The organism is Mesoterricola silvestris, assembly GCF_030295405.1.
Classification (GTDB): domain Bacteria; phylum Acidobacteriota; class Holophagae; order Holophagales; family Holophagaceae; genus Mesoterricola; species Mesoterricola silvestris.
This window is the reverse complement of the sequence record NZ_AP027080.1, coordinates 3,923,216-3,934,923: the sequence shown is the minus strand read 5'-3', so window position 1 is coordinate 3,934,923 and position 11,708 is coordinate 3,923,216. Positions and strand designations below refer to the sequence as shown.

Sequence of the window (11,708 nt, the reverse complement as noted above, 5' to 3'; positions counted from 1 at the left end):
CCACGGGCGCTCCTCAGGTTCGCTTTGGTTCCGGAGCTCAAGGTAAATTATGTTTATCCTGGAAAGGGAAAGAATTGCCGCGGGCTTGAATCCTGGGGCCCGTCGCGTCTCCAAGAGGCATCATCCAGCACCCTGACGAGATCACGTTGAGCCAACGAGAAACGCGGTTCATACCTTTTGCCGTTGAGATTGGACTGCTGGTCCTGTTGGTCCTTCTTTGGGCCGGCTGGAGGCGATTCAAGCGACGGAACCTCAAACGCGAACTTCAAATTCCATTGCTTTCTGATTTCATCTTCATGCTTGGCCGGATCTTCAAGAGATAAGCACGCTGGTCCTGACCCAGCGTTGGAGAGCACACCCCATTTTTGTAAGGCGATGACGCTGTTTGCTGCTCGTGGGCTTCTCCGGTGATGGATATCTACAATTCACGAATTGTGAATGGGCAAGCCCGGAAATCTCCCGGACGACGCTGGACGTACTGGAGGTTCCTCCATGAAGCCACCTGGATTGACTTGTCACCACGCGGTGACTATCCTGAACCCCCGAGGACCCGATGCCGACCCGCCCCCCCGCCAACCCCGTTAAAGCCCGAGACGCCGCGGCGACGCGCAAGCGGATCCTCGCCGCGGTGGGCACTCTCCTCAGCCGGGAGGGATTCGGGGCCCTGGGGGTGAACGCGGTAGCGCGGGAGGCTGGGGTCGACAAGGTCCTGATCTACCGGTATTTCGGGGGAATCGACCAGCTGACGGAGGCCTGGGCGAGCGAGATGGACTTCTGGCCCTCCGTGGAGGAGATCGTCGGGGATTCACCCGAACCGGAACCGGCGGCCTTGGCGGCCGGGATGCTGATCCGGCATCTCCAGGCCCTTCGAAAGCGGCCCCTCACGCTGGAGGTGATGGCGTGGGAGGCGGTGGAACGGCATCCGCTGACCCGGGTGCTGGACCGGGTCCGGGAGGCCCGGTCCGGGCAACTGATGGAGGCCCTTCCGGAGCACCTGCGGGGCAGGGGCGGGGATCTTCCGGCCGTCTCGGCCCTGCTCGGGGCGGGGTTGCAGCACCTGCTGCTGCGCGCCCGGACGGTGGAGCGATACAACGGCGTGCCCCTTGGGTCCCCGGAAGGCTGGGAGCGGATCGAAGCGGCCGTTCATGCGTTGTGCGAGGGCCTTCTGGGCCGGACGGAATCCCGCCGATAGCCGGGGGGGGGACCGGATGGCGTTCGGGTGCCTGTGTCCTTAATGTCACTGATTGGTGACAAGATTTTTGGAGATCCCATGAAACGACTCACGTTGCTTCTGCTGCTCGTCCCGGGCCTCTTCCTGGGGGCGGAAACCCCCGCCCCGGGACCCACGCGCTGGGCCACTGAAGTGGATGTGCTTCCCGTGGCCACGGGGGGGTGGTACGCCTCCGTGGCCGCGGGCCGGGATGTGTGGCGGCTGCGCCTGGTGGCGGCGGAGGTCCACCTTCCCGATCGCTTCGCGCCCGCGGGGTGGGAGAAGGCGCGGACGCGGGCGCAGGCGCTCCTGGTGGACCGGTTCTTCCGGGCGGGGTTCGCGGGGCCCTGGATCGGGGGAGGGCTGGAGCGGTGGGACGAGGATCTGAAAGGGGCGCGGGGGCCGGAGCGGGTGCGGCTGGAAAGCCTCCAGGCCACCTTCGGGATGGGATGGGTGGTTCCCCTGGGGCGGGGGTTCCAGGTGAATCCCTGGGTGGCGGTCCACCGGCGCATCGGGGGGGACCGGGCGGTGTCGAGCTCCCAGGGCGAATGCCGGCCGAAGGCCCTGCAGGCGGAGGTCTCCGTCAAGATCGGATATCTCTTCTGAAGGGCAGGGGCGCCGGAACCGCCCTCCGTTATGATTAGGAAAGCCCTCCCCCGATAACCACGTCGGTTCCTGACTGGACGGATCGTTTCCAATTCCATGTTCTCCCGATCCCTGACCTCCCGCATCCTCAAGGACGCCCAAGCCCAGGGCATCCTGGGGGAGGACCGCCCGGAGGGCCCGGCATCGGGTCAGGGCGCTTCGGCCTACTGGGGGGACAAACTGGCCTCCCTGGTGGCCTCGGGGGACCTGCCCGAGGGGCTTCTCCATTCCCTGGCCTGGGACGCCATCGGACGGGAGGCGGGCTCCTGGGTGGATCCCCTCTTCAAGGGGCCGGCGCCCGTGGGGGAACTGCAGGGCCTGGGCGACCGGTACCGGGACCTGGTGCTCCTGGGGGAGGGCGCGACGGCGCGGGTCTTCAAGGCCATGGATTCGCTGCTCCAGCGCCAGGTGGCCATCAAGGTGCTGAAGGATCCGGACGGGCCCACCCTGGACGAGGCCCGGGCCCAGGCCCAGGTGGAGCATCCCAATGTCTGCCGCATCTACGAAGTGGGGAAAGGCTTCCTGGTCATGCAGCTGGTGGACGGGCCCACCCTGGCCGGCGTGGCCTCGGGCCTCGGGATGGAGGAGAAGGTCCGCATCGTGCGGGACATCGCCTTGGGCGTGCACGCCGCCCACCAGAAGGGGCTCATCCACCTGGATCTCAAGCTGAACAACGTGCTGGTGGAAACCGGCGAGGACGGCAGCCTCCATCCCACCATCGGCGACTTCGGCATGGTGAGGGGCCAGACCCCGGACGGAAGCGGCGCCTGCCCCATGGGAACGCCGCCCTACACCAGCCCCGAACAGCTCGCCCGCGAGGTCTCCCAGCTGGGCCGCGCCACGGACGTCTACGCCCTGGGCGTCATCCTCTACGTCCTGCTTTCGGGCAGGATCCCCTTCGAGGCCCGGGACTTCGACGGCCTGCTGGCAGCGATGGCCCAGGCCCCGCCCGTGCCCCTGCGCCAGCGGAGCCCGGAGGTGCCCCCGGATCTGGCCCGCATCGTGCACCGGTGCATGGAAAAGCGTCCCGGGGACCGCTACGCCACCGCACGGGAATTGGCGGAGGACCTGGACCGCTTCCTGAGGGCCGAACCGGTGCGGGCCATGGGGACCAGCCGCCTCTACCGCCTGAGCAAGTGGGTCCGGCGCAACCGCAAGGTCCAGTGGGTGGGGGCCCTCGGTCTCGTCCTCCTGGTGGGCACGGTCATCCCCCTCACCCGCCACGCGGCCTTCATCTCCCAACAGGCGGACTGGGACCACCACTTCCAGCGCATCGTGGAGGATCTGCGGGGCGAACTGGACCGCATCCACCGGCTGCCCTTCCATGCCATCGATGCCGAAGTGGACCAGGCCCGCGGGGCCCTGAAGGTGATCGAGCAGACCCTGGCCAAGGGGGGCGCATCGGCCCAGGGCCCCGGCCTGATGGCCCTCGGCCAGGCCCATCTGCTTCTTGGCGCGGAGGAGACGGAAGCGGCCGCCTACTTCCAGAAGGCCTGGGACGGAGGATACCGGACCGAAGCCGCCCGGTCCTGGCTGGCCCTTGCCCTGGTGGCCCAGTACCAGACGCGGCTGCAGGACCAGGCCATGGAAGGGGACCGGGCCGCCCTGTTGCGGAAACGGGAGGAGGCCATCCGGCGCTACCTGGTCCCCGCGCGTTCCCTGCTCAGGGGCCGCGGAAGCACGGACCAGGCCCGCCTGGCCCACCTGGTGGACCTCGCGGAAACCTCCGTCCAGGGCAATGCCCGCATGGAGGACCGCGTCCGCATGGCCCGGGCCTACCGGGCCCAGTTTCCCAGCGACCTGGACGCCATGTTCGAGGAGGCGGAAGCCCTGGTGGACCAGGCGGATGACCTTGCCTACAAGGCCGCGCGCGATTCAGCCGTGTGGCCGCCGGAATGCTCCTCCCACGTGGAGCCCCTCCGCCAACAGGCCCTGGATCTGCTCCTGGAAATCCGCCGGGTCGCGCCCAGCCATCCCCGGGTCTATGCGGCCCTCGCCGGCGCCTTCTGGACCCAGGACACCTGCCCCACGGAGCGGACCGCGCCCCCGTCCCGGCTCCTGGGCCAGGCCCGGTACTGGCTGGATCTGGGCATGCGGGTCAGTGCCACCGATCCCCACCTGGTCGAGGGACAGGCGCGGTTCCTGGGTTCGACGGCGGTCGTCCATCGCCTGGAGCGGGGCCTGGACCCCTCGCCCATCCTCCAGGAGCTCAGGACCCTCATCCAGGCCTCGGAGCATCCTCCCTCCCGGCGCAACCTCCGCGCCCTGACCTTCGCTCTGCTCTCCTACGGGTCCTATTGCGAGGCGTACGGCCAATCGGGCCTGGAGGCTGGGCTCCTGGGCTGGAATACCCTCCGCAACCACGAACCCGGGGACGACTACGTGGCCCCGATGGGATGCCATGCCGGTTCGATGCTCCTGGAAACCGGGGGCGACCCCACGGAGATCCTGGAGGCGGTGGCGGCGAACCGGCAGGCTTCTGGCGTCTTCAATGGCCATTACCGCGTTCTGGCCGATCTGCTCCTCGCGTCCTATGCGCACCAGACCGGTGGGGACCCGCGCGAAGCCCTTGCCCGGGCGGAGGCCACCTTCGGGAGCCTGCCCGCCAATGCCGCCCTGTGGCCGGATGAGGACATGATGATCCTGCTACGGAAGGCGGAATGCCTGGATAGTCCCGCCGCCTGGGAGGCCCTGGAAAACCGCCTTTCGCGGGAGCCCGCCAGCCCGGATGGCTCCGGGGCCAACCAGCGCTATCTCCAACTCATCGACGCCGAACTCGCCGCGGCCCGGCGCCGCCTGGAGACGGGCAGGGACCCTGGTCCCTGGCTCGAACGGGCCAAGGCCCAGGAGACGTTCTTCCTGAAGCAACCGGAGGTTCCGGGCTTCATGCTGATGTCCCGGGCCACCCGGCTCTACCTCCAGGGCCGCACCCCTTCTGGGGGGATCGCCGAATTGCTGGAGGGGCTGCGGCTCAGCGACCAGGCATGCCGGACGCTGGGCCCCATGTCCCCCGGGGACGTGGCCGGTGATACGCGCCGCAGGTCGCGTCTGGGCGAGATCTGCCGGGAGGGCAAGGGCCGATCCCTCCGCCTGCGCGGAGAGATCCTCCTGGCCCTGGCGCAGGCGGAGCCGTCCCCCGCCGCCCGTGCCCGGCGGGCCCGGGAGGCCGCGGAAGCCTTCCGCCAGGCCCTCCGTGCGAACCGCAACCTCCAGCGCTCCCTGCTCCCCCTCCTGGAGCAGGCCCGCGCCCTGACGTCGGAAGGTCCCCTTGCGCGCCCGTGAACTCTCCCTTGCCCTCGTGGAGGCCCCCGGCGCGACCCTGGGCCAACGCATCGCCCTGACCCTGCAGAAGGCCATCCTGGAAGGACGCCTGCCGCCCGGCACCGCCCTGCCCGGGTCCCGGGTCCTGGCCGAGCAACTGGACGTCAGCCGGCGGACCATCATTCTCGCCCTCGAGGAATTGGAGGCCCAGGGCTGGCTTGTCACCCAACCCAATTGCGGGACCTTCGTGGCGACGGAGCTGCCCTCGGGCGAGAAGGGGCGTCCGGTCACCCTCCCGACGACCCGGGTGGGCTTCGACCTGCCCAGCCTCCTGCGGCCCATGTCCACGGCCCTGGACGGCAGCCTCCTCCTGGAGGACGGGGCCGCCGATCCCCGCCTCGCCCCGGCCGAGGAACTGGCCCGGGGCTACCAGCGGGCGCTGCGGCGGGATGGAGCCCGGTTGCTGGAGGACCGGGACCCCCTGGGCACGCCCCTGCTCCGCGAAACGGTGGCCGCCTGGATCTCGGAGCGCCACGGCGTGCGGGTGACCGCCGACCGCGTGCTCATCACCCGGGGAAGCCGGGGCGCGCTGGCCATGGTGGCCGCCAGCCTGTTCAAACCCGGAAGCCTGGCGGCGGTGGAGAACCCCGGCCACCGGGGGGCCTGGGAGATCCTCCAGCAGGCCGCCAAGCTCCACCTCCGGCCCGTGCCGGTGGACGCCGACGGGCTGATTCCCGCGGCCCTGGAGGAACTGCTGAAGCGGGAGCGGATCCACCTGCTGTACCTCACCCCCCGCCGCCAGTTCCCCACCACCGCCACCCTGGCGCCCGAGCGCAAGGCCGAGATCCTTCGTCTGGCCGCCGAATACCGGGTCGCGGTCCTGGAGGACGACTATGACGGGGAGATCCACTATGGCGAGGTGCGTCCCGAGCCTCTGCTGGCCGTGGACCAGACGGGCCAGGTGCTCCACATCGGATCGCTGTCCCGCCTCCTGGCTCCCGGCCTGAAGCTGGGCTACCTGGTCATTCCGCAGCCTCTCGTGCCCTTCCTGGCCCGCATCAAGCGCACCCTGGGGGAGCAGGGCGACCCGGTGCTGGAATGGGCCGTGGCGGACCTCATCCGGGACGGGAACCTGGCCCGGCACCTGCGGAAGATGCGCAAGGTCTACGCCGCCCGCCGGGACTTCCTGGTGGGAAGGCTGCGAAGCGGGCTGGGGGACGCGCTGGAGGTCCAGGCCCCCCTGGGGGGCATGAGCCTCTGGCTCCGGGGAAGGGAAGGGGTCGAGGTGGAGGCCTGGATCCAGGCGGTGCGGACGAAGGGCCTCGTGCTGAATCCCCCCTCGCGGTTCTACCTGGGCGAGCCCGGGCAGGGCTTCCGCATGGGCTTTGCCCAGGTGGACGAAACGGAATTGGAGGCGGCGGTCCGGCGCCTGGAGGCCGCCCGCGCCGGGGCCGCGAGGCCCCGGTGACAGGGACCGGTATACCGGCCAGATGCAAAACCGGATAACCGGGCCCGGGAAGGGGGGGATCACCCTAGGGGCTGTACTCCCCTGGTTTCATTCCCATTCCCTTCCACCCCCTCCCCCATGAGGTCCTTCATGAGAGCCGTCCTCCCCCGTACCGGCAGGTCCCGTCTCATTGCCCTGCTCATCGCCGCTTCCCCCACCCTGGTCTGGGCGCAGACCAGCCCCGTCGGCCACCTGGTCGGCAACATCAAGAGCCCCGACGGCAAGCCCGTCAGCCATCAGCTGGTGCGCGTCGCCACACCCCGGGGCAACCACGAAGCCACCACCGACGCCAAGGGCCAGTTCCTGGTCCCCAACCTGGTGCCCGGCAAGGTCACCGTGAAGGTGGCCGTTCCCGGCATGGTGGATATCCGCACCGATATCGTGATCACCGTGAACCAAACCTCGACCCTCAACCTCCAGCTGCGGCCCCAGGCCAGCGCGGTGGTGGAGGTGGTGGCCATGGCCGAAGCCCTGGCCGTGGACCCCAGCCAGGCCAAGACGGGGCTCATGACCAACTTCGACCAGATCAATGAATTGCCTGTGGTGGGCAACACCAGCTTCGACCGGGTGGACCAGGTCATCGGGCTCACTCCGGGCGCAAATAAATTCATCATCCACGGCGCGGACGAATACCAGAACAGCTACCAGGTGGATGGCGTCAATGTCACGGACGGCAACTACGGCGGGCGCAACGCGAAGATGAACAATGACTTCATCGACCAGGTGCAGGTGCTCACCTCGGGCATCTCCGCCCGTTACGGGCGCTTTTCCGGCGGCGTCATCAATGTGACGACCAAGAGCGGCACCAACGAATTCCAGGGCACCAGCCGGCTGGAGATCAGCAACCAGAAATGGAACAGCCGGGGCAAGTACCCGGAACTTTATGCGCTGTTCGGGATGAGCCCCACACCGCCCGAGGACGCCCACCACATCACCCAGAGCTACACCTTCATGGGGCCCATCCTCAAGGACAAGCTCTTCTTCGCCTTCGGGTACCAGGGGCAGTCCCCCGTGCCCACGTACCACACGAAGACCACGTCCCTCAACTTCGGCGGCGTTCCCTACAGCTACACGCAGGATGAGACCCGCAAGGACGCCAAGCTGGACTGGAACATCACCACCTCCCACCGCCTCTTCACCCAATTCAACGAGACCGAAACCAACTGGCTGAACCTCTCGGCCCCGGATGGCAATTCCACCTCCCTCGCGACCCTGGACGGACGGCGCCGCACCAAGAAGGGCTTGTGGTCCCTGGGCTACACGGGCCAGCTGTCGGAGACCCTCCTGCTCGACGCCAAGTACAATGACTCGTACAGCAAGTCGGGCGGATCCGGCGACGGCTCCACGGGCGGCGCCACCGTGCCCACCTGGTACGACTACCTCAGCCGGGACATCCTGGACAACGGCACCAATGCCGGTTCCCGGGTCGAATCGCACATGAAGATGGCCGCCGCGAGCGTCACCAAGTTCCTGGACGCCGCCGGCCAGCACCAGATCGAGGCCGGCTTCCAGGGGTACACGTACACCCACGAGGCGGCCGCCGGCAAGTACCCCTCGGGGTACTTCATCACGTTCTACGGCTACCGGGATGGGGACCGCCCGGCCACCTCCGCCCTTTCCAACCGCAACCTGGTGGCCGGCAACGTGGTGGAGACCAGCCTGGACTGGTACCAGCCCGTGGAGGGGAAGGTGGACACCCACGTGAACTCCCTCTACATCAATGACGCCTGGACCTTCGACACCCATTGGTGGTTCAACCTGGGCCTGCGCTACGACCGCTACAAGAGCACCAGCACCCCCGAGGGCAACCGCTTCGAGTTCGACGCCTTCACGCCGCGCTTCTCGGCCACCTACGACTTCAAGGGGGACAAGGCCCACCAGCTGACCCTCAGCGCCGCCGAATACGCGGGCGCCGTTCTGCAGGGCCAGCTGGGCGCCGCTTCCGTTTCCCAAACACCGGTCCAGCGGCAGTATGTCTATGTGGGCACGGGCGGCGGGGCCCAGGGCACGGGCGCCGACGCCCTCACGGCCAACGGCCAGATCAACTGGGCGGCCTGGGGCAACGGGGCCGGAGGCACGGGGCAGGCCAACCCCGTGTTCACCAAGGACCCCATCACCAATCGCAATGTATTCGTCGATCCCAACCTCAAGGCCCCCCGGGTGAGGGAACTGACCCTGGGTTACCGGCATGAGGCGCCGGGACGCGCCTTCACCGCGACCTTCGTCCGCCGCTGGAATGACCGGTTCCTGGACGATTTCTGGTACGGCAACGGCATGGGCCCCGGCGTCGCCAAGGTGATCATCACCAACGATCCCAACGGCAAATCCAACTACACCGGCCTGGAGGTCACCTGGAACCAACAGGTGACCGAGCGCCTCAGCTACAACGCGAATTTCACCTGGTCCCGCACCCTCGGCAACGCCAGCGAGACCCTCAACGGCTCCACCTCCGAAGCCAACAACTTCGGCGGCGGCATCTCCTCCGAGGCGCTCAATCCCTACGGCCCCATCCCCAGCGTGGACATGCCCCTCTCCGGGAATTTCTCCGCGTCCTACACGCAGCCGGTGGGCAAGGGCAGGGCCAACGCCGGACTGATGGCCACCTACCGGGGCCGGTCCGCGGCCGGATTCAAGACCGGTATGGACCTGACCCCCGGCGCCCTCGTCGCCCAGGGCTACGCCGCCACCTTCACCCGCACCTTCGCCGCCCTGGGCGTGGACCACCAGCCCGCCTCCTTCACCCTCGATCTGCAGATGGGCTTCGAACAGCCGGTCTACCGCAAGGCCACGGTCTTCGCGAAGGTGAACATCAACAACCTGCTCAATTGGATGCCCGTCATGAACATCCTGCACTACGGCATGGGCATGGGCGGGGTCTACACGCCCCAGGCACCCTATGACGGCATGACCAGCGCCTATCAAACCGGGCGCTCCGTCCAACTGGTGACGGTCTTCAAGTTCTAGAAACCATGGGGGCCGGCGCAAGCCGGCCCGCGCACTGCCCCCGCCCGGGGCGAAACACCTGGAGATCCCCCATGAGAACCCTCGCAGCCGTTGTCTGCCTTGGACCCGCCCTGTTCGCGGCCAAGGCCCCGTCCCCCGACGCCCAGGCCCTCATCAAGGCCGTGCGCGCCCGGAACGAAGCCTTCACCAAGGCCCTCACGGTCCATTTGGGTGCGGGCAAGCCCTACACCTCCTTCACCTTCGACCTCCAGCCCGACATCGACGCCTGCGCCGCCCGGCTCAAGCGGGAGAAGCGGCCCGAGATGCGCATGGCCCTGGGCCTGGCCCTGTGCGCCTACAAGAGCATGAAGCCGGTCCAAGCGAACACCCTCGATCCCGAGGACCTGGCCCTCCTGAAGACGGTGCCCATGGACTCCCCCCTCTGGGCCCTCTACCCTCAGGGGCCCCTGTTCCTGGCCCGGGACTTCAAGTCGCCCGCCGACATGAGCGCCTTCCTGGAACGGTTCACCGAGCGGGCCACGGTGCCCGAACTGCGCCAGTCCCTCCTGGTGAATGCCTTCTACGCGGCCCATTCCGGTGGGGACGAGGCGGCCTGGAAGAAGGCCCTGGCGCGCCTGGAGAAGGAATTCCCCAAGGCGAAGATCACGGCCGAGATCAGGTCCTACGCCACGGTCCGCATCAACGTCGGCAAGCCCGCGCCGGCGTTCAAGGTGCGCACCCTCGACGGGAACGGGGAGGTCCTGACCCTGGAGAGCTTCAAGGGCAAGTACCTCCTCATGGATTTCTGGGCCACCTGGTGCGTTCCCTGCAAGGAGGCGATGCCCACCCTCCACAAGGTCCACGCGGCCTACAAGGACAAGGGCCTGGAAATGCTCAGCGTGGCCGACGACAAGAGCGCGGAGGTGGTCCAGGCCTACCGGAAGAACCCCGCGACGCCCATGCCCTGGCACAACGTCGTGGTGGTGTTCGACTCCAAGAGCCGCACCCGGGACAACCCCATCTCCGAGGATTACGGGATCCATCAGCTGCCGACCCTGGTGCTCATCGGCCCCGACGGCAAGGTCCTGGCCGACGACAAGGCCCTCCACGGGGACCTGGAGGCCGCGGTGGCCAGGTTCATCGGCGCCGGGGCCCCGGCGGTCGACTTCGCGGCCCTCCAGAAGGACCTGGAGGCCATCGCCGCCAAGGTCAGGGCCGCGGTCCAGGCCCACGGGGAAGCCAAGAAGCCCGACCCGTTCCAGGTCGATCCCGCGATCCTGGGACCCCTCCGGGAACGGGCGCGGAAGGCCACCGGGCTGCTCAGGGAAGCCCTCCTGGTCCAGGAGGCCACCTTCGCGCCCCAGCTGCGCCTGGAATCGGCCTTCAAGGACCAGGTGCTCAAGGAGGTCAAGCCCTCCTCGGAGGCCTGGAGGGTCGCCCCCGACGCCGCGCCCGGCCTGGCCCAGATCTGGGGGGACGAGGCCAAGCCCTACGTGGAGGCCCTGCGCGCCGAAGGCATTCCCCAGGTCCGGGCCGCCCTGTTCGCCTCGGACGCCTATGAGCTCCTCGCCAAGGACCCCCAGGCCGCCCTGGCCACCGTCGCCAAGGCCAAGGCCCTGGATCCGGAATCCCAGACCGTGAAGATGGTGGAAAAGATGGTCCAGGGGGAACTGAAGACCGCCATCGGCAGCATGGCTCCCGCCTTCCGGATCGAGAACCTGGAGGATCCGGGCAAGACGTACACCCTCGCCGACTTCAAGGGCAAGTACCTGCTCGTGGACTTCTGGGGCACCTGGTGCGGCTGGTGCGTCAAGGAGCTGCCCACGACCCACAAGGTGTACGCGAAATTCAAGGACAAGGGCTTCGAGATCCTCTCCGTCGCCAAGGAGGCCAAGGCCGACGCGGTGATCGCCTTCCGGAAAAAGCCCGGGTTCCCGATGCCCTGGAAGCACGGCCTGCTCCACGACACGAAGGAGGCCGCCGATCCCATGGTGACGGATTTCGGGGTCGCCGGATTCCCCTCCCTCTTCCTGATCGGACCCGACGGGAAACTGCTCGCCAAGGGCGGCGACCTGCGTGAGGAGAACCTGGAAAAGACCCTGGAGAAATTCCTGCGCTGAACTCCAGGACCCCGTGACCCGA

At 68.2% G+C, this 11,708-nt stretch carries 6 protein-coding genes; all 6 read left to right on the top strand.

Features of this window, described 5'->3' with window-relative positions; all coding sequences use genetic code 11:
• The first annotated feature begins 553 nt into the window (after positions 1-553).
• Positions 554-1,192, top strand: coding sequence for a TetR/AcrR family transcriptional regulator (locus tag R2J76_RS16950; RefSeq protein ID WP_316412826.1), 639 nt, complete (start codon positions 554-556; stop codon positions 1,190-1,192).
• 78 nt (positions 1,193-1,270) lie between these two features.
• Complete coding sequence (locus R2J76_RS16945) at positions 1,271-1,816, top strand: hypothetical protein (protein WP_316412825.1); 546 nt, start codon at positions 1,271-1,273, stop codon at positions 1,814-1,816.
• Positions 1,817-1,912: 96 nt separating this feature from the next.
• The gene (locus R2J76_RS16940; protein ID WP_316412824.1) at positions 1,913-5,137 is read left to right on the top strand and encodes a serine/threonine-protein kinase; all 3,225 of its coding nucleotides are present in this window, start codon (positions 1,913-1,915) and stop codon (positions 5,135-5,137) included.
• Positions 5,124-6,584, top strand: coding sequence for an aminotransferase-like domain-containing protein (locus R2J76_RS16935; RefSeq protein WP_316412823.1), 1,461 nt, complete (start codon positions 5,124-5,126; stop codon positions 6,582-6,584). Before R2J76_RS16940 ends, R2J76_RS16935 begins: the two co-directional genes overlap by 14 nt.
• A 129-nt stretch (positions 6,585-6,713) precedes the next feature.
• Positions 6,714-9,587: a TonB-dependent receptor gene (locus R2J76_RS16930; protein WP_316412822.1), complete on the top strand. Its 2,874-nt coding sequence runs from the start codon at positions 6,714-6,716 to the stop codon at positions 9,585-9,587.
• 71 nt (positions 9,588-9,658) lie between these two features.
• Positions 9,659-11,686, top strand: a complete 2,028-nt coding sequence (locus tag R2J76_RS16925; protein ID WP_316412821.1) for a TlpA family protein disulfide reductase — start codon at positions 9,659-9,661, stop codon at positions 11,684-11,686.
• The last annotated feature ends 22 nt before the right edge of the window (positions 11,687-11,708 follow it).

What these genes read in the sequence shown, in the direction of transcription:
- R2J76_RS16950 (WP_316412826.1), top strand. Translation starts at nt 554, where the DNA reads ATGCCGACCCGCCCCCCCGCCAACCCCGTTAAAGCCCGAGACGCCGCG.
- R2J76_RS16945 (WP_316412825.1), top strand. Translation starts at nt 1,271, where the DNA reads ATGAAACGACTCACGTTGCTTCTGCTGCTCGTCCCGGGCCTCTTCCTG.
- R2J76_RS16940 (WP_316412824.1), top strand. Translation starts at nt 1,913, where the DNA reads ATGTTCTCCCGATCCCTGACCTCCCGCATCCTCAAGGACGCCCAAGCC.
- R2J76_RS16930 (WP_316412822.1), top strand. Translation starts at nt 6,714, where the DNA reads ATGAGAGCCGTCCTCCCCCGTACCGGCAGGTCCCGTCTCATTGCCCTG.
- R2J76_RS16925 (WP_316412821.1), top strand. Translation starts at nt 9,659, where the DNA reads ATGAGAACCCTCGCAGCCGTTGTCTGCCTTGGACCCGCCCTGTTCGCG.